This window comes from Sphingobacterium puteale (assembly GCF_050986225.1).
Taxonomy (GTDB): Bacteria; Bacteroidota; Bacteroidia; order Sphingobacteriales; family Sphingobacteriaceae; genus Sphingobacterium; species Sphingobacterium puteale.
The window spans coordinates 6,272,511-6,291,909 of the sequence record NZ_CP158959.1 but is presented as its reverse complement, the minus strand read 5'-3'; the positions used below and the strand labels follow the sequence as shown (position 1 = coordinate 6,291,909).

At 39.9% G+C, this 19,399-nt stretch carries 12 protein-coding genes; 8 read left to right on the top strand and 4 right to left on the bottom strand.

What is annotated here, in order from left to right; translation table 11 throughout:
- The first annotated feature begins 61 nt into the window (after positions 1–61).
- From ABTV71_RS26085 to ABTV71_RS26065, 5 genes are all read left to right on the top strand, one after another.
- Positions 62–3,274, top strand: a complete 3,213-nt coding sequence (locus tag ABTV71_RS26085; RefSeq protein ID WP_433901596.1) for a SusC/RagA family TonB-linked outer membrane protein — start codon at positions 62–64, stop codon at positions 3,272–3,274.
- A gap of 17 nt (positions 3,275–3,291) precedes the next feature.
- Entirely contained in the window at positions 3,292–4,851 is a 1,560-nt protein-coding gene (locus ABTV71_RS26080; RefSeq protein ID WP_433901595.1) for a RagB/SusD family nutrient uptake outer membrane protein, read from the top strand.
- A gap of 499 nt (positions 4,852–5,350) precedes the next feature.
- Positions 5,351–8,404 (top strand): SusC/RagA family TonB-linked outer membrane protein, encoded by a 3,054-nt coding sequence (locus ABTV71_RS26075; RefSeq protein ID WP_433901594.1) that lies wholly within the window; start codon positions 5,351–5,353, stop codon positions 8,402–8,404.
- A gap of 12 nt (positions 8,405–8,416) precedes the next feature.
- Positions 8,417–10,063 (top strand): RagB/SusD family nutrient uptake outer membrane protein, encoded by a 1,647-nt coding sequence (locus tag ABTV71_RS26070; protein ID WP_433901593.1) that lies wholly within the window; start codon positions 8,417–8,419, stop codon positions 10,061–10,063.
- Between the two features lie 209 nt (positions 10,064–10,272).
- A complete protein-coding gene (locus tag ABTV71_RS26065; protein WP_433901592.1) occupies positions 10,273–11,169 on the top strand; it encodes an alkaline phosphatase in 897 nt (298 codons plus the stop codon).
- Positions 11,170–11,237: 68 nt separating this feature from the next.
- On the opposite strand, the gene nrdF is transcribed toward ABTV71_RS26065, so the two are convergent.
- The 4 genes from nrdF to ABTV71_RS26045 all read right to left on the bottom strand — a co-directional run bounded on the left by nrdF (position 11,238) and on the right by ABTV71_RS26045 (position 15,098).
- Complete coding sequence (gene nrdF / locus ABTV71_RS26060; RefSeq protein ID WP_121120678.1) at positions 11,238–12,224, bottom strand: class 1b ribonucleoside-diphosphate reductase subunit beta; 987 nt, start codon at positions 12,222–12,224, stop codon at positions 11,238–11,240.
- Positions 12,225–12,357: 133 nt separating this feature from the next.
- Entirely contained in the window at positions 12,358–14,463 is a 2,106-nt protein-coding gene (nrdE, locus tag ABTV71_RS26055) for a class 1b ribonucleoside-diphosphate reductase subunit alpha (RefSeq protein WP_108634861.1), read from the bottom strand.
- Positions 14,423–14,830: a class Ib ribonucleoside-diphosphate reductase assembly flavoprotein NrdI gene (gene nrdI / locus ABTV71_RS26050; protein WP_104383772.1), complete on the bottom strand. Its 408-nt coding sequence runs from the start codon at positions 14,828–14,830 to the stop codon at positions 14,423–14,425. Before nrdI ends, nrdE begins: the two co-directional genes overlap by 41 nt.
- Before the next feature lie 34 nt (positions 14,831–14,864).
- Positions 14,865–15,098 (bottom strand): thioredoxin family protein, encoded by a 234-nt coding sequence (locus ABTV71_RS26045; protein ID WP_077437059.1) that lies wholly within the window; start codon positions 15,096–15,098, stop codon positions 14,865–14,867.
- A 357-nt stretch (positions 15,099–15,455) separates the two neighbouring features.
- Between ABTV71_RS26045 and ABTV71_RS26040 the strand changes: the two genes are divergently transcribed.
- From ABTV71_RS26040 to ABTV71_RS26030, 3 genes are all read left to right on the top strand, one after another.
- A complete protein-coding gene (locus tag ABTV71_RS26040) occupies positions 15,456–17,858 on the top strand; it encodes a S9 family peptidase (protein WP_433901591.1) in 2,403 nt (800 codons plus the stop codon).
- 13 nt (positions 17,859–17,871) lie between these two features.
- Positions 17,872–18,057, top strand: a complete 186-nt coding sequence (locus tag ABTV71_RS26035; protein ID WP_433901590.1) for a hypothetical protein — start codon at positions 17,872–17,874, stop codon at positions 18,055–18,057.
- A gap of 87 nt (positions 18,058–18,144) precedes the next feature.
- Entirely contained in the window at positions 18,145–19,014 is an 870-nt protein-coding gene (locus ABTV71_RS26030) for an AraC family transcriptional regulator (RefSeq protein WP_121120676.1), read from the top strand.
- Positions 19,015–19,399: the final 385 nt, after the last annotated feature.

The following is a 19,399-nucleotide window of genomic DNA, read 5'->3' as shown; positions in this document are numbered from 1 at the left end:
TTAAACTAGACGTTTAGAGTATTTTTGCTAAAACGTTTTTATAAACCAAATCACTATTAATATGAGCACAGTTGACGTAAAATCATTTGTGCAGCTTGGGAAAAAATCGAAATTATTTTTCTCATTGGCTGTCATTGCTGGTACATTTCAACAAGTCAATGCTGCTGTAGTTGCTTCAGCGAATTACGAAGGTAAAGCCTTGGTAAAAGAAGTTCGTAAGCTGCAACAGCAATTGAAAGGAAAAGTACTGGATGCTACCGGAAAACCTCTTGTAGGAGCATCTGTAGCAGTTAAGGGGACCTCAAATGGGGCCCAATCGGATGCACAGGGAAATTTCTCTGTGGAAGCTAAATCCGGTGACGTATTGGTGGTCTCTTCTGTCGGTTATAAGCCGAAAGAGGTGACTGTCGCTGGTACTACCATCACCGTGCAATTGGAAGAAGATCAGAGCCAATTGGAAGAAGTCGTTGTGGTCGGTTACGGTACGATGCGCAAATCAGATGTAACCGGTTCCATTGCCATGGTCAAAGGTTCGGATATGATGAAAGACCAAAGCTTTAGTGCTCTGGATGCGCTAAGAGGAAAAGCCTCAGGTGTCAATATCTTTTCTAATTCCAGCCAGCCGGGTGCTAACGCGAATAGAGTCGTTATCCGGGGTGTGGCGACGATCAATTCTTCTTCCAACCCACTGTATGTCGTGGACGGAGTAGTCATGGAAGATTTTAATTTGCTGAATCCAAATGATATCGAAAGTATTGAGGTGCTAAAAGACGCTTCTTCGGCGGCGATCTACGGTGCGCGTGGTGCCAATGGTGTGATCTTGGTGACAACAAAACGCGGAAACAAAGATGGGTCCAGAACAATCAGTTACCAGGGATCAGCAGGCGTAAGTTCTGCGCAACGTTACATGGATCTACTGAATGCACAGGAATGGATAGATGCCTTTATGATCGGTCTTGAAAATGAAAATAAATATCAAAGTGAAGTACTGAAAAGCAAGAATGATAAATGGACGCCCTGGTCTTTAAATAAAAAAGATTGGTTCAATGACCCAGATTATTTTGACGCAAATGGCAATCCCTTGTATGATACAGATTGGCAGCGCGAGGCAACTCGGACGGCTATTTCGCATAATCACCAATTGAATGTACAACAAGGTGATGAAAAGTCATCCGTCGGCGCATTTTTGAATTATACGGATCAGCAGGGAATCATGAACAATACCTGGAATAAACGGATAAATGCAAAAATGGCTTATGATGCAAAACCGACTACATGGCTCTCTACAGCAATCAACTTGACGGTCAATCATACCTGGGGTCGATATACACCGGAAGACGGCGGTGGGCAGGAAGCGCGTCGTACCATGATCGAGATGATTCCTTGGTATCCTGTTTATGATAAAAATGGACTCTATACAAACTCTGCTTCATCTACGGTAGCCGAAAAATTAAGTTTTGAAGGAATGGCAAATCCGGTTTCCATTCTGGATTTGCAAAAACGCTTGCGTTATAATACGCAGATTTTTGGAAATGCGGCACTGACATTTCATCTGGCCGATGGGTTGGACCTGAAAACACAATTAGGGATTGATCACCATAGGAAAGATTATAAGGGATACTCTTCAAAGCTCTTGAATAATATTTCCAGGCCGAATGGATGGGCGGAACGCACGCATACAAATACCTTGTATTGGCAGGAAGAGACCTATTTGACCTATAATAAGCAATTCGATAAACATCGGATCAATGCAATGGCAGGTCTTTCGTGGCAAAAGAAGACCTATGACTATGACAAAATGAGGACGGAAGGTCTTCCGGATGATTTCTATGAATATAATAGAATGAATTTAGGTGTGACACCAGCTACACCTGAATCTTTCTACAATAATTGGGCGATGAATTCGTATTTCTTAAGGGCCGCCTATTCGTATGATAATCGCTATTCAGCCACTGTAACTAGTCGCTATGACGGTTCCTCTAAATTTGGTAAAAACAATAAATATGCATTTTTTCCTTCACTAGGTTTAGCGTGGAATGTGTCCAATGAGGAGTTTTTGAAAGGGAATCAAACCATTAGTAATCTGAAATTACATACCAGTTATGGATTAACTGGTAACTCTGAAATTGATCCCTATAGGTCGTTGGCAATCGTAGATGCCGGTACGATTTTATTGAATAATACACGCGCGCCCTGGTCTTATGTCAGCACGATTGAAAATGAAGATCTAAAGTGGGAGAAAACAGCACAGTTTGATGTTGGTGTGGAATTGGGGTTACTTCAAAATCGCCTAAATTTTGATGTTTCTTATTACCGTCGAAAAACAACAGATCTACTGTTGGAGACTCCGCTACCGAGAGCCACCGGTTTTAAATCCGTTATGAAGAATATTGGCTCCGTTCAAAATCAGGGGCTGGATATGATGATCACCGGTACGATTGTGACCAATGAGAATTTTGATTGGAAAGCATCGTTGAACGCCAACTACAACAAAAATAAAGTATTGAAATTGGGTGAAAACAATGCAGATATTTTAAAGAACGATTGGGTCGGTGGTGCAAATAGTGTTATCCGTGTTGGTGAAAACTTAAATAGTTTTTACGGTTACAGAAGATTGGGCGTATATACTCAAGCTGATGTGGATGCCGGAAATGCTACGCTAAGTCAAATCGGACGTGCAAAACGTACAACCGAGAAAGAAATCATCGGTAAAGGTCTGCCAGATTGGACAGGTAGTTTTGTGAATAACTTACGTTATAAGAATTTCGATTTTACGTTGGATCTACAATTTGTTAAGGGGGTAGATGTTATGCAACAATTCTTCCATTCTACCTACGACCGTTTTGGCATTACCAATGGCCTGAAGGAAATTTTAACCGATGCGTATAACGGCTCAAATCCAAATACCATGCAACAGGCAATTTATTTGACCAATGGAGGACATGCCGGTCAGGATACCAATGTGGACGATGCCTGGGTTGCGGACGGTTCTTATGTGCGTGTAAATTTAATACAATTTGGCTATACATTTAATGCGGACGTACTAAAACGGATGGGCTTGTCCAGGCTACGTATCTATGCTAATGCGAATAATCCATTTTTATTCACGTCAAAAGATTTTAAAGGTTACGACCCGGAAAGTACTTCTCAGTATGATCCAGAAATGACTTCTCAATTTACTGCACAGGGGAATGGAAAATTTGGACAGAACATGACCTTTTTCTCCTATCCTAGAGCGAAAACATTCTCTTTGGGTGTTAATGTTACATTTTAATGCATAGAATTTAAAAGATGAAGACTAAATTAATTATGTTGTTATTGGCTGGAATGGCGGTAGCAACATCCTGTAATAAATTTTTAGAAGAAAATCCTCGATCAAACCTTTCATTAGTAAGTTATTATGAAAATGAAGGACAGGCCGAAGCAACTGTAAATGCACTTTACCGTCGGGGTTCACCATTACGTTATTCTACAACAGGTTCCTATCTAGGTTCTACGGCATCCATTAATACCATTTTGACTGGGTATTTTACGAATAGTTATGAGGGGCAAGAGCGTGTCACCTTGTTTGCGCGTGAGCTGACCCGGCAGCAAAATGCCAACGTAATATCGCCAACCATGAATACCATTTGGGATGAGGCTTATGAAGCCATCAATATTGCCAATGCTGGCGTAAAATATATCCCGCAAATAAACATGGTCAATGAGACTAAGAAAAATACCTTGTTGGCTGAGGCGAAATTCTTTAGGGCCTACAATTACTTTTATCTTGTCAAAACATTTGGAGCACTCCCTTTGTATACACTTCCAAATGAGAAACTCACTGATCCACTTTATTTAGAACGTACAGAGGCGGCGAAAGTCTATGAATTGATAGAGGCAGACCTAAAAAGTGCTGTAGAAGTGCTACCAGCTAAAAAATTTGCGGATGGCCATCGCATTACAAAATATGCAGCAGCAATGCTTTTGGCCGATGTTTATTTGCAGCAAGGTAAATTTGCTGATGCGGCCACAGCAGCTAAAATTGTGGTGAATTCGCCGCATAAAATGACACAAAATATTGATCTTGACCAAAATAGCGCATACAACTTACTTCGTAAGACCGATGACCTGGATGAGGTAATTTATGCACAAGAATTTGATGACCTTGTTGCTAATAGCGGAGCGCGCACAGCTACTGCTTTTAGCTCGTCCGCAGTTTCCGTATTCACCACTTATTCGATATTTGAACGTGTTTTTGGTCCTACCAAACAGTTTTTGAATGTGTATAGTAAGGATGACTTAAGAATCCAGCCAAATCAGTTCTACCACTGGTCTTATACCAATCCGATTAACGGTAAGAAATGGACTTCGGAGGATGCGGGGATATGGTACTATGTGGATGAGCAGGCATTGCTGACTACAGGACGGGGCACCAAGGACTGGAATTTTTACCGCTATCCGGAGGCATTGTTGACTGCTGCTGAGGGTATTGCTAAATCGACAGGCGTAAGTGCTGAAGCTGCGGGATATTTAGCACAGGTAAAAGCACGTGCGAATACTGCTGGTAAAACAGTTGCACAGTTTACTTCCGAATTGCAGGTATTGTCCGCAGATGACTTTGTGAAAGAGTGTTGGAAAGAACGTCTACGCGAATTTCCTTTGGAGTATAAAATGTGGGATGATATTGTACGGACAAAAATGTTCCCTGTGATTTCTACAACGGAAGCAGGGAAAGTGGACTTTGTTCCATTAATCGGAGCGAAGAACGCATCTGGAGCCGTATTTAAAGAATCCGATCTATTATGGCCGATTTCTCCCGATGAAATACAGCGTAACAATAAATTGACCCAGAATCCGGGGTATCAATAGGGCATAGTAAACTTAGTCATTATATGGATTCATTGATTAGAAATTTGATTCTTCTCAATGAATCCATTTTTTATTGTATTAGTTTAAAATGCCTGTTATCATCGTTATTACCCCTATAGCAATAGGCAATTGTGGGTTAAGTTGTTTATTTTAACAACTTTTTTTGATTTAAACTTAAAAATACCTACCTTAATGTCCGAATCAAACACTTAAACTAAACACTAAACCAAAGGAGAGAATCATATCGAATTTTCAAAAGCAGATTTTGCGTTTTTTACCTGTATAGCAAAACCGATTTTGCTAGGTGAAAAGGGCAATTTAATTGCTTTATCATATTCAATTAAGATTGTTAAACACGGGTTTTTACTGATTCCAGCATTTGTTTAGTACAAATGCTAGAATCATTGCTTTCAACTCAAAATTTTGGGAGGGAATGCTAACTATAATAAATATGTTTTTAAATAAGCTAAATCGTTTTATACACCAATAAATACTATATATGAGCATAATTGATTTTAAAACAGTTGCGCGATTAAAAGGGAAATCTAAATTGTTTTTCTCACTCATTGTCCTGGCCGGTACAACGCAGCATGCCCAAGCTTTTTCTTCTGAAAATAGGCTAACGAGTCGATTTCTAAAAGAATTGAAAGGAGATCAAGAACAAATCAAAGGAAAGGTGGTTGATGCCACTGGGAAACCAATTTCTGGGGTTAGCATTGCTGTAAAAGGGACCTCAAAAGGCACACAGTCAGATGTGTCAGGTAATTTTACTTTGGAAGCCAAAACTGGAGATGTATTGGTTGTTTCCTCTATCGGTTATAAAGCCAAGGAAATTACTGTTAATGGAGCCGTAATTTCTGTTCAGTTGGAAGAAGATCAGAGCCAATTGGATGAAGTCGTTGTTGTTGGTTATGGAACGCAAAAAATGAAGGAAGTAACATCTTCGGTCGCGCACGTAAGTGCAGACCAATTTCGACAAAGTGGAGCAAGAAACCCCTTGGATCTAATACAAGGTAAGGTCGCAGGTCTGCAGGTTTCCAGAAGTGGATCGAATCCTAATTCAGGTGTTGCTACGCAATTGCGGGGTGCAATTTCTGTCACAGGTAGCGCTAGCCCCCTTTTTGTAATTGATGGAATACCTGGAGGTAATCCAGATCTTTTACAGCAAGATGATATCGAATCAGTGGATGTATTGAAAGATGGATCCGGTGCTGCTATCTATGGAACTAGTGCCAACGCAGGGGTCATTCTAATTACGACAAAAAGAGGAAAACCAGGTAAAGCTATATTCAACTATTCCAGCTATTTTAGAAAGGAATTTGTTTATAACAGACCTGATTTTTTGACTCCACAGGAGTTTAGGGACAAGATTGCATCCGGTGAGTTAAAACAAACAGATTTCGGGAATTCCACAAAGTTTTTTGATGATTTGATTAATAAGGATAATTTTTCGCAAAATCATAATCTTTCATTGTCAGGAGGTAATGAGTCAACCACTTATCGCGGAAGCGTGAATTTCCGAAATCTGGAAGGTATCGCCAAGGAAAATTCGCGAAAGGAGTATACGGTGCGAACAAGTATCAATCAGAAGGGGCTTAATGATCGCTTGAACGTTCTCTTGAATATAGCGACAAATACAAACAATGCAAACTTGTTGGGCGGCGGAGGATGGGAAAGCGAGGCAACCAAAAATCCGACGCTTTCAAATTTTAACGAAGATGGATCTTATCGCTATGATCGGACAAGTACAAATGAATTTGCTCGATTATTTACCGAAACCAGTTATCGGAAACAACAGACATCTTCACTCGATGGAAAAGCGGATTTAAATATAATTGAAGGGTTAAAGGCCAGTGTTTTTGGGTCAGTGCAGCGTAATTCTTATATAGATGGTGCTTATAGGGCTTTAAACAGCGAAGCATCGTTGGAAGACCAAGATTATCCAGGGGGCGGGTATGCTTCCAAATCCAATCTGTTGAATGAAAAGTATGCGTTTGAACCAACACTCCAATACAATACGACAGTCGCAGAGAAACATGGCATAACAGCATTGGCAGGTTACAGTTACCGTTATGAGAAAGATGAGGGGCAAAGTGCAGACAATAGGGGTTTTATAAACGATCGTTTTAATGAGGATAACATGTCGGAAGGGCAAGCGTTACGCGATGGCCGTGCCAATCTGGACAGTTATAAGAACGATAATACATTGATCGCTTTTTTTGGTCGGATAAATTATACTTTCTCGGATAAGTATATGGCCCAATTTATTCTAAGACGTGAAGGTTCATCCAAATTCGGTGCGAATAACAAATGGGGAAGCTTTCCTGCAGTGTCAGTAGGCTGGAATATCAGCAATGAAGACTTTATGAAGGATGTTGGTTTTATAAATAATTTGAAATTACGTGCAGGTTATGGCGAAACGGGAAATACGGGTTTTGCAAATAATGCCTCTCGATTGACCTTAGGAGGAGGAGGTAAGTATTTGTACCCAGATGAAATCTACCGGGAAACCTATGGTCCGGACCGTAACCCCAATCCAAATTTAAGGTGGGAGACCAAGAAGGAGACAAATATTGGCGTTGATTTCACGATGTTGAGCAATAAGCTTTCAGGTTCAATTGATCTTTTTCAAAGAAAAACGGTCGATTTATTAGACACTTATAAGACACCGCAACCGCCTTATATAAGAGAAAATGTTTATTCTAATGTGGGTACACTTTCTTCAAAAGGTATTGAATTGGCATTGAGTTATCGTGCTATTGATCGAGATAATTTTAAGTGGCACATGGACTTTACGGCGAGTACATTGAAAAATGTAATGGAAAGTTATTCGAATAATATTTTTACGGTCAGATATAAGGAGTTCGGAGATATAGGTGGAGCAGGGGCGTTAGGGAACGCTTTCACGACCTATGAAGGACATCGTATCGGCGAGTTTTTTGGTAAACGGTTTGCGGGATTTGATGACGAAGGAAAATGGCTATTTTATAATCGAAACGGCGAGGCTGTTCGCAATGACGCGATCAATAATTCAAGAGATGATTTAAATGCTTCTGACCTGGCGGTGTTAGGAAACGCGGTTCCAAAATATTATCTCTCTTGGACCAATAATTTCTCTTATAAAAATTTTGATCTAAGAATCTTTATGCGAGGTAAATTCGACTACGATATTTTAAACACGACAGCGCTTTCTTATGGCAACAAAGTATGGTCAGGGAATCTTTTGAGAGACGCATTTACCAAATATAAAGAAATAGACGATACCTATATGTACTCTGATTATTATTTGGAGAGTGGTAGCCACTTAAAAATTGATGAAGTTACGATTGGTTATCGGTTTAAATTGAAGAACAATACGTGGGTAAATAATGTACGCGCGTATTTGACGGTTCAGAATTTAGCAACCATTACTAGTTATTCGGGAAATGATCCAGATTTTGTATTGGATACAGGCTTAGGGAACGAAATTAATGGACAGCGTTTGGGCATTGACAGTAGAGGTCCCTATCCCAACACCAGATCAGTTTTGTTTGGTGTAAATTTTAGTTTTTAATGAATGATTATTATGAAAAATATTGTTAAAATTTTACTTCTAGTGTGTGTAATAAATGCATCAAGTTGTACAAACCTAGATGAAAACGCTTATGATGTTATTGTCGCAGGCGATTTTTATAAGAATAAGAATGAAGTGATATCTGCAGTATTACGGCCATATACGCATGCAAATGCATGGATATCCCCCTCAGGGCAGGATGGATGGTGGCGGCCTGCGGAGTTATCTGCGGATCAATTGGCCTGGCCAACCAAGGGACGGCATGGAGAAGACGGCGGGAAATGGAAACGGCTACATTATCACACTTGGACAGTAGATGAAGGTGGATTAAACCAAGCTTGGGTATTGATGTATTGGGGGGTTGGTTTGTGTAATAGTCCCATCGATATTCTTGAAAAATCTGATGTGGTTGAAATGGGTTTAACAGATGTAGAGAAGACCGAATTCATCGCCGAACTTAAGCTGCTGCGTGCTTTACATTATTTGAAATTAATGGATCTATTCGGAAACATCCCGATAACGACTAAAGCCCCTAGTACAGCGGAAGAACCATTACCCAAACCTTCTTCTACGAAAGAGGTTTTTGAATTTATTGAAAAGGAAATCTTGGATAATATTGATTCAGCGCCCAAACTATCTAGAGCGATGTTAGGCCGAGTTTCGCAGGCTACAGGTTATGCGATGTTAGTCGAACTATATTTAAATGCTGAAAAATGGTATGGGCAACCACGATGGGACGATTGTATCGCAGCGGCTGACAAATTGATATCGGGTGCCGGGGGAGGATTGAATGGTGCTATGGCGTTAGACTCTAATATAACAGACTCTTATGTGCCTACGAATGATATGTCCAAGGAAACCATTTTTTCAATTGCCTACGATTATAAAATAGCCGATTTTGCAACTGGATTTCCTGGTGAGTTTTATCATTTCGTGCAAAGTGAGATTTATGGTGGCGGGAGAACTGGAAATAATGGTATCGTCTTGATCCCTGGTGTTTTTGGTCAATACAATGAAAAAGATCTGCGGAAAAAAGAATGGTTTTTAGACGGACCGATGGTTAAGTTTGTGGATGGTAAAACTGTGGAAGGATCAGAAGAATATAAGGGAGAACAGTTGGTTTTTGTCGATTATATTCGAAGGGCCAAAACTGGCGGTACATCCTCTACAATGAGCGACGGTGAAGAAAATAGTGGCATCCGTTTTAATAAATATAAACTCGGTAACTCACTTGTGGGGAATGTTAATGGTGTAAAGATACCCGTCGATGAAAATTACAATAATACGGATTGGAACGTCTATCGTTTGAGCTGGATTTATTTTGCGAAAGCAGAGGCCCTGATGCGGAAAAATGGTGGTATTGCATCACAGGAAGCTGTTGATCTAATCAATAGTTGCAAAAAAAGAGCATTTACCGATTCTGATTGGGCTGAACGACAATATACAACAAGTACATTAACGTTGGATGAACTTTTAGCGGAGCGTGGTCGGGAGTTTATTTTCGAGGGATTCAGAAGGAGGGATTTAATTCGTTTTGGTAAATTCCATACAGCAACTTGGTGGGATCATAAGCCGACAACTGATACAAAGACAGTATTTCCGATACCTCAACAACAAATATCAATGAACCCTAATTTAAAGCAAAATCCGGGTTATTAATAGTAACTAAAATTCTGGGCTGAGACAATTGGATATGGTGGTGAATTGTCCTTTACAAAAGCCGCTAGAAGGAATTTCTAGCGGCTTTTTATGTGTCTTAAATTTAATGTAACATATTGGATAGATATATTAAATAATGTTTACTTAACATAATTAATAAAATAAAGTTTCTATTTTTAAGTCTTTAAGTCTTTGCAAGTGCAACAATTATGAAAATTAGAAATTTATTATTGCCATTACTCATGGTAGGTTTGACTACAAATGCGGTGTTGGCACAAAGCAAAAAGATCAAGCATGTCGTTTTGGTGGGATTCGATGGGTTTGGAGCTTATGCCCTTCCAAAAGCGGAGATGCCCAATCTTAAAAAGATGATGCAGGAAGGAACGTATAGCACACATGTTCGTACGGTTTTACCTTCGTCTAGTGCGGTGAACTGGGCTTCCATGCTGATGGGGGCCGGACCGACAATACATGGTTATACGGAATGGGATAGCAAAACACCTGAAATCCCTTCAACTGTCAAAACTGAAAATGGGATGTTTCCTTCTTTGTTCAATGCGGTGGCACAGATGAATCCCAAAGCGCAATTTGCTGTGGTTCACAGTTGGCCGGGAATAGGGTACCTGATTGATAATAAAGTCGTGCAAAAGATTATTAATACCAAGGATGATGACGAAGCAGCATTGAATACGACTGTGGATATTATCAAAAAAGAAAGACCGGTAGTCACTTTTGTGCATTTCGATCAGCCTGACGGTGTCGGTCACAACATAGGCCATGATACACCTGAATATTATGCCGAACTAAAGCAGGTGGACCGTCGGATCGGAACATTGCAGCAGGCTGTTAAGGATGCGGGTATTGCAGATGAAACGATCTTTGTTGTCGCTGCGGATCATGGAGGTACGGGTAAAGGACATGGTGGCAAATCATTGGCAGAAGTTGAGATTCCATGGGTAATGACCGGACCGGGAGTACCCAAAGGTAAGGAGATCAAAGGAACAGTGATGATTTATGATATCGCGCCCACATTGACCTGGTTGCTTGGCGCTCCGCTTGATGCTGCTTGGCGCGGTCAGGCCATTAAAGCTTTTCAGCAACAATAGAATACGTTCACCCTAATAAAAAACCCGGAAGTTTTAACTTCCGGGTTTTTTAGATCTATTGAAAATCCTTATATATCGACAAGCACATCCATTTTGAAGTCATCATCCTTTAGGTGGACGATTTCTGTCGCTTTTTCGTAGTTTGTCGATTTCTTAGAGAAGAAGTCGTGTTGTGTCGTTTCTGTATTCAAGCCATTTAAGACAATTGGGTTGACTTGTTTTACTTCAAAGATCGGATCAAAACCTAAGTTCATCAATGCTTTGTTCGCATTGTAACGAACATATTCTTTCACTTCCGCAGTTAAACCAACTTCCGTGTAGATTTCTTCAGTATATTTCAACTCGTTTTCATATAAGTTATAAAGTAAAGCCAGGAAGCGTGCTTTTACCTGATCTTGATTCTTTAATTTTTTGAATTGATCCTGTGCCATCAATCCGACGAATACACCGTGAATAGATTCGTCAGCGACGATTTTCTTGATGATATCTGCGGAAGCAACCATTTCACCTTGACCACATAACCACAAAGGCAGGAAGAATCCTGAATAGAACAGGAAGGATTCCAACAATACGGAAGCAGCCATAGCCATGTAGATCTCCTCATCGGAAGCATCTTCTTTATCGATAGCGCGGTAATAACCGTCGATCATCTGCGCTTTGTACTGTAGGTATTTATTTTGTTGAACCCACTCGAAGATATCATTGATTTCAGCTGTCGTTGAAACCGTTGTGAAAATAGTGGAATAGGATTTTGCGTGAATGGCTTCCATCATACACATATAGGACAATACAGCTTTATTTTGTAAAGTATCTATGTGGTCGATAATTTTTGGCATACCCGTATGACTCTGCAAGGTATCTAATAGGGTCAAACCACCTAATGCTTTTTTATAGGCATCTTTCATTTCTGGGCTGATACGTTTCCAACTATCGATATCTTTTGATGGAATGTATTCGGTGTCAATCCAGAATTGACGAATGTTTTGTTCCCAGAACATCAATACATAATCGTTCTCGGGAGTATTCCAATTGACAGCTTTATATGTTTTACTCATTTTTATTTTAAAGTATTAGGCATTTATTATCATGTATTTGAATTTCTGATCTGTTGATTAAGCCAAAAGTTGCCGATAACTTGGCAACTTTTGACCTATTCACATTATATATCCAAATACTAAAATCTCAAGATTAGGCTGAACAAGAGACACATTCGTCGATGGTCGATTTTCTTGTCCGTGTGTAATAAAGGGATTTTAATCCCAATTTATGTGCATAGATATAATATCTAGACAAATCTCTTGTGGAGTCTTTCGAATTGGTATGCAAAATTGTAGATACCCCTTGGTCGATATGACGTTGGATGACCGAAATCAATTTCAATACTTTGAACTGATCCATATCATAAGCCGATTTGAAGTAGAAATAGTTATCGTTTGTCAAATATGGCATTGGGTAGTAAGTTGTACTATCACCATATTCACGCACTTCAATAATATCCACAATTGGCATGACCGACGCTGTTGCATTCATGATATAGGATGTAGATTGATTTGGAGCAATCGCCAAACGGTACGCATGGTAGATGCCATGTTCTTTGATTTTTGCTTTTAATTCTAACCAATCTTCAACAGTTGGAACATGTATACCTTCGAACAATTCTTGTACCTTAGCTGTTTTTGGAAGGTAGTCACGGTTCACGTAATTATTGAAATAAGTGCCATCTGCATAGGCTGATTTTTCAAATCCAACAAATGTTTTTCCACGTTCTTTGGCAATTTCCATGGATGCTTCCAATGAATAGTAGTTCATCATCATGAAGAACGTATTGGCAAAATCCAAGGCTTCATTAGATTCGTACATAATAAAGCTTTTCGCAAGGTAACCGTGTAGGTTCATCGCACCAAGTCCTACAGAGTGCAATTCGCGGTTTGCTTTTGCAATTGAAGGTACCATATCTATGTTGGTTACATCAGTGACCACTGTTAGCGCTCGCATCGCTGTTTTTACTGTTTCTTTGATGCGTTTGTTGTCCATCACCGTAGCGATATTCAACGAACCAAGGTTACAGGAGATGCCGTAACGGATCGTATCTTGTTTACCGTAGATCTCGATATCGGATACTTGTGATACCTGCATGATCTCAGTACATAGATTGGAGAATTTCACCTGACCAATTTCATTCAAAGCGTGTACACGATTGGTATTTTCTTTGAAGAAGATATAAGGGTAACCTGATTCTTTTTGTGTCTGTGCGATCTTAACCAACAGGTGACGTGCGTTGATTTTTTTCTTTTTGACATTTGGATTGGTGATCAACTCATCGTACATCTTGTCCATATCCATTTCATCCAAGAATTGTCCATACTCTTGCATCACTGTATGTGGGTAGATCAAATAACAAGGTTCGTCTTTCTCCGCTAGTTCCATGAACTTATCCGGAACGATAATACCGATTGAAAGTGACTTGATGCGTACTTTTTCGTCCACATTGATCTTTTTACAATCAAGGAATTCTTCAATATCAGAGTGGAAGATATTTAAGTATACTGCTCCAGCACCTGGGCGCTGCCCCAATTGGTTCGCATAGGAGAATGTATCTTCCATGATTTTCATGATCGGAAGTACACCACCTGCACGGCCTTCAACACCTTTGATCGCTTCGCCACGTGCACGGATTTTGGAGATATTGAAAGACACCCCGCCACCGATAGAGGATAATTTCATGGCTGAATCAACCGCATAACCAATACCGTTCAGGTTGTCCCCAATTTCATCCAAGAAACAGGATACCAATTCCCCGGAGCGTTTTTTACCCGCATTCAAGAATGTTGGCGTTGCAGGTTGGTATTCTTGGTTGATCATGATCTCCGCATATTCAATCGCTTTTTTTACACCTTCTTCACGTGCTAGGAACAGGGATACCGCAACAACGCGGTCCTCGTAGCGCTCCAGGAATTTTTCACCGGAGTCATCACGAAGTGCATAGCTCTGGAAGAATTTGAAGGCTGCCATAAAGGATTCGAAACGGAATTTTTTGGCATACACATAGTTGAATACTTCTTCAATTTCTTCAAATGTAAACCATTGATAAAAATCAATATAATAATTGTTTTCTATCAAATAGTCTATTTTTTCTTTCAGTGTATAAAAGAACACCGTGTTCTTATTTACATATTCCAGGAAATATGCACGAACAGCTTCCTTATCTTTATGTAAGCTGAATTCGTCATCATGCTTAATCATGATTTCATTATTAAGCAATATCCAGTTTTTTGCTACTTCGTTTGCTACCATCGCAAAAGTTCTTTAAGATGTCAATAAATTGGTTTATATCTTCCATTGTTCCGGACAATTCAAATTTGAATGCCAGTGGAATGTCGAAATCCTGTGAAATACGATCAGCTGCCAAACCGAAATTTGGCCCCCAGTTGCGGTTGCCACTTGAGGTTACAGAATAAATGTTTTTAGCTTCTCGTTTCATGAATTCTTTTGTGTTTTCGGGCACTTGTCCAAAATTCGTGGTAAATGTGACCAAATGGCCGGGATGATTTACCTGAAGGTCAGCGCTAATTTTATGGATCTGCCAGCCAGTGATCTGTGCGACTTTGTCCATAAAACGCTGTACGTTACCCGTTCTGGAATCGTAATAAATGTGTATCATGTTGTCGTGTTTGTTTTAATGATACTTCGATTTATTAAAGTGCAATGGCTGCCAATTCTTCTGGTTTAAAGCCAATGATACGGTGTTGAATTTCTTCATCTTCCAATACGATTACTGTTGGTACCGTACGGATTTTGAATTTTGCGGCCAAGTCAGGTTCATCAAAAGGATTAACTGTTTCATATTGGATACCTTTTTGATCCAAATAAGCCGATACTTGCGCACAAGGAGCACAATCGTTTTTCTCAAATTTGATAATTCTTGCCATGTTTGTATGTTTATTTTTTTAATCCAATCTTCGTAGAAAAAGAAAGGTCGTTACTTCGTTGAATTGCCAATTCTTTCATTAGCTTAACAAATATCACATATTTTCTTGCGAAGCGCTAGTTTGACTTTTCCACATTTTGGGTAAAAGTTTGTCATAGGATGCGTTTACTGCTTGTTGGTGCTGATAAGTGTCTGATATACTGGCGTATATAAATGTGGATAACTTTAAATTATGAAATTTTGCCTGTTTTTTATGAAACTATTCAAGTTTAATTTTAGTGTCATAAAACGACTACAATGCTTGATTTTTTTTCATAAATTTATTACTTTTTATTGCCCTAATTTGCAAAATAAATTTATGAAGAAGCTATACTATGGTCTCTTGCTATTATTGTCTCTAAAAACACAAGCGCAAGAGAATATTACCTTTCAAAAACCGACTTCCGAAATTTTGGCCCTGGCCGATTTTGCCCGCCCGCCTCAAATAAAAATGTCAAGTGACAACAAATGGTTGTTATTCACTTATCGGTCAACTTATAAGAGTCTGGAGGAACTGGGGCAGGAAGAAATGAAATTGGCTGGACTACGGATCAATCCACGCACAAATATGGAAAGTTCGACAGTCTTTTACAATAAGATCGGTTTGAAGAAAATCGGACAACAGGTAGAGGATACAGATTTTGTGGGGATGCCGAACACACCCTCCTTATCCAATTTTGTATTCTCACCGGACAATAGCCATTTGGCATTTACCAATACAAACGATAATGGGACGGCTTTGTTTGTTCTGGATCTGACAACGAAAACAGTAAAACAATTGACCGCCTACAATTTAAATGCGACGCTGGATGCGCCTTTTCAATGGCTTGGTAATTCAAAGAGATTAATCATTACGGCGTTGCCAAAAGAAAAAAAACCATTACTGGATCCGTCCAGAGATCTGCCCACTGGACCAGTTGTATCAACAAGTGACGGGAAGATATCACAATTGAGAACCTATCAGGATCTATTGAAAAACCCGCAGGACGAACAGAATTTTGAAACCTTGGTACAGTCCAATTTGCAGTTTGTGGATCTGGACGGAACAATTTCCAATTTTAAAGACAAAGGTATCTACACAGGGGTTTCCTTTTCGCCTAACGGTGCCTATGTGATGGTAACAACAATAGCAAAACCTTATTCTTATGTGGTGCCAGCCTCACGTTTTCCGCAACAGACACGGATCTATGATCTATCCGGAAAAGAGATTGCACTGGTTAACGAGGTGCCCTTAACGGAGGTTATGCCCAAAGGGTTTTCTTCGACACGTCCAGGAAGACGGTCTTTGCACTGGCGGGACGATCGGCCGGCAACCTTAGCCTATGTTGAAGCCCTGGATGGTGGCGATGCCAACAAAGCGGCAGAATTTCGTGATGCCCTTTATACGTTGGACTTCCCTTATACGGGTGCAGGAAAGCTGATCTTCAAAACGAAGGACCGCTATGCAGGAGTTGTGTGGGGGAATGATAAGTATGCGTTGGTTTATTCGCAATGGTACGATACGCGTAATGCCAAGACTTTTGTTGTCAATCCTTCGACCGGTGAATCCAAATTGCTGCATGACAGAAATAGTCAGGATGTCTATAACGATCCGGGGAACGTATATCAACAGAAAAATGCGCTCGGAAACTACAGCATGTATATCGATAAAGACAAAGCCTTATTTGTAGGAAAAGGCTTTACAAAAGAAGGTGAGTTCCCATTTGTTGAAGAATTGGACCTACAAACGTTAAAGAAAAAACGATTATATACAGCTGCTGCATCTGAGCTACAAGAGCGGATCGGAGAGATTATAAATCCAAAAACGGGTGAATTACTGATTTCACTTCAATCCGCATCAGTCTATCCGAATTATTACCTAAAAAATATAAAATCGGGTAAACAAGTTGCATTGACAACATTAGAAAACCCATTTAAATCACTTGAAAAAGTTCATAAAGAAATCTTAAGCTATAAACGTAAGGATGGTGTGGAGCTTTCGGGGACGTTATATCTACCAGCCGGCTATGACCTGAATAAAAAGGAAAAATTACCCCTGTTGATGTGGGCGTATCCGAGGGAATATAAAGACAAGAATACTGCAGGGCAAAGTACGGCGAATCCGAAGGAATTTACCTTCCCAAGTTATGGCTCATTTATCTATTGGGTATCCAAAGGCTATGCTGTACTGGATAATGCGGCCTTCCCGATTGTAGGTGAAGGAAAGAAGGAACCGAATGATACATTTATTGAGCAACTGGTCGCCAATGCCGAGGCAGCGATTAATGCGGTAGATAAACTGGGCTATATTGACCGCAAAAAAGTTGCGGTTGGCGGACATTCGTACGGGGCTTTTATGACTGCACATCTGCTTTCCAATTCAAAGCTTTTTGCTGCCGGAATTGCCCGTTCAGGGGCTTATAATAGAACATTAACACCGTTTGGTTTCCAAAGCGAACAACGTAACTTTTGGGATGATCCAAAGTTGTATATGACCATGTCCCCATTTGTCAGTGCAGACCGGATGAAGACACCTTTATTGCTTGTTCATGGCGGAGCCGATAATAATCCGGGAACATTTACTCTACAGACAGAACGTTATTTTCAGGCCTTAAAGAATTTGGGCGCGCCTGTGCGCATGGTGATTTTGCCACGTGAAGCCCATGGCTACGTCGCGAAGGAGAATATCTTTCACCTCCTATGGGAGCAGGATCAATTCCTGGAAAAATACTTAAAGAATTAATTGTTGTGTCTAAATGAAAAATAGGCTGTCTAAAATGCAGCCTATTTTCTTCTTATCTTATAAGAAGAATAAAGTCCCATCAGGTATTTTTCCACTGTACAAAATGAATGGTGATGCATTTTGTACAGTGGAAAATGATGACCGACGCTTGAGTGGCGGGGAGGCAGCAACTCAAATTAACGGACTGTCGCTGAGTTGAAATGTTTTTTGATAAGAAGGTGGCATTGGTTATGCGTATAATTTTAGTTAAGTTTGAGTAATTTACCAAAGGGAATAAGAACTGATTATGAGACCTGATATATTTCGAGAGAAATCACCATTGTCCGCTGATGACTGCTTTGTGGTCTTTGACAGGCGAAAATCTTCTTTCACTTTTCCGGTACATATCCATCCCGAATACGAGCTCAATTATGTGGAAGGGGCTCCCGGCGCACAACGTATCATTGGTAATTCCATAGAAACGATCGGTGAACAGGACCTGGTACTGATTGCAAGCCCTGAGCTTGAACATGCCTGGAAAGATGGCGAATGCCAATCGAACGATATTCATGAAATCACCATACAGTTTCATCCTTCTCTCATCGAACAATATCTGGATAAAAAGCAATTTACAAGTATACAACAACTTTTGTCAAAAGCATCTCGCGGGGTTGTATTTGGAAAAAATACTGTCGATCGTGTGCTTCCTTTGCTCCGTATATTGACATTAGAGCGCGACGGTTTCTATTCGGTGATGAAGCTGCTTGTCTTGCTCTATGAACTCTCAAAGGGCGAGGATATCCGTGTATTATCCACAGCAACAAATACTGTTTTGAGCAATAGCGAACTGCTTATGGGGCGTCTGCAGGAATATGTCATTGCTAATATCAACAAAGAATTGAGCCTGCCTATGGTGGCGGCGATTATGAACATGAGCAAATCGACCTTCTCTCGCTTTTTGAAATCGGCTACAACATTGAATTTTACAGATTACTTACTTGACTTTCGGATCAACATGGCTGTAAGGCTATTAAAAGAGGAGACTCCAATTGCCGATATCGTCGAGCAATGTGGTTTTAATAGTGTTTCTTATTTCTACCGTGTATTCAAGAAGAAAAAAGGGATAACACCCATTGAATACAGAAATAGCCTGCGGAAACAGCAGATGATTATCTAGCAATCTGGCTGTTACATCTTCTCTTATACGCAGATTCTGCGTACATTCTTTCATACTTACGACAGCAATGGCTGAGTATCGGAAACTTGTCGGATAGTAACCATACTGTTTGAAAAACGATCACACAGCATTGTCCAATGCTGCGAAATAATTCAATAAAAATGGACTTAGAGTTCAATGAATTGCTGCTGATTTATTTTTAATGTGTTGTTTTTCAGTGTTTTGATTTTTGTTTTAAGCTGGTGTGTATTTTCATTAACCTCTTTAAATTTTTGGAGTGCGCAATCGTTTGTGTTTATATTTCTTGAGATACCTTTATCGGAAATATGAATTAAAAGTACAATACAAATGACCTGATCTTGCTATTCCTGACTTCTCCTTTTCT

Bases quoted from the DNA above. Each gene is read 5' to 3' on its own strand.
- nrdI (WP_104383772.1), bottom strand. From the start codon at position 14,830: ATGATACACATTTATTACGATTCCAGAACGGGTAACGTACAGCGTTTT.
- ABTV71_RS26080 (WP_433901595.1), top strand. From the start codon at position 3,292: ATGAAGACTAAATTAATTATGTTGTTATTGGCTGGAATGGCGGTAGCA.
- ABTV71_RS26035 (WP_433901590.1), top strand. From the start codon at position 17,872: ATGAAAAATAGGCTGTCTAAAATGCAGCCTATTTTCTTCTTATCTTAT.
- ABTV71_RS26040 (WP_433901591.1), top strand. From the start codon at position 15,456: ATGAAGAAGCTATACTATGGTCTCTTGCTATTATTGTCTCTAAAAACA.
- ABTV71_RS26030 (WP_121120676.1), top strand. From the start codon at position 18,145: ATGAGACCTGATATATTTCGAGAGAAATCACCATTGTCCGCTGATGAC.
- nrdF (WP_121120678.1), bottom strand. From the start codon at position 12,224: ATGAGTAAAACATATAAAGCTGTCAATTGGAATACTCCCGAGAACGAT.
- nrdE (WP_108634861.1), bottom strand. From the start codon at position 14,463: ATGGTAGCAAACGAAGTAGCAAAAAACTGGATATTGCTTAATAATGAA.
- ABTV71_RS26085 (WP_433901596.1), top strand. From the start codon at position 62: ATGAGCACAGTTGACGTAAAATCATTTGTGCAGCTTGGGAAAAAATCG.
- ABTV71_RS26075 (WP_433901594.1), top strand. From the start codon at position 5,351: ATGAGCATAATTGATTTTAAAACAGTTGCGCGATTAAAAGGGAAATCT.
- ABTV71_RS26045 (WP_077437059.1), bottom strand. From the start codon at position 15,098: ATGGCAAGAATTATCAAATTTGAGAAAAACGATTGTGCTCCTTGTGCG.
- ABTV71_RS26070 (WP_433901593.1), top strand. From the start codon at position 8,417: ATGAAAAATATTGTTAAAATTTTACTTCTAGTGTGTGTAATAAATGCA.
- ABTV71_RS26065 (WP_433901592.1), top strand. From the start codon at position 10,273: ATGAAAATTAGAAATTTATTATTGCCATTACTCATGGTAGGTTTGACT.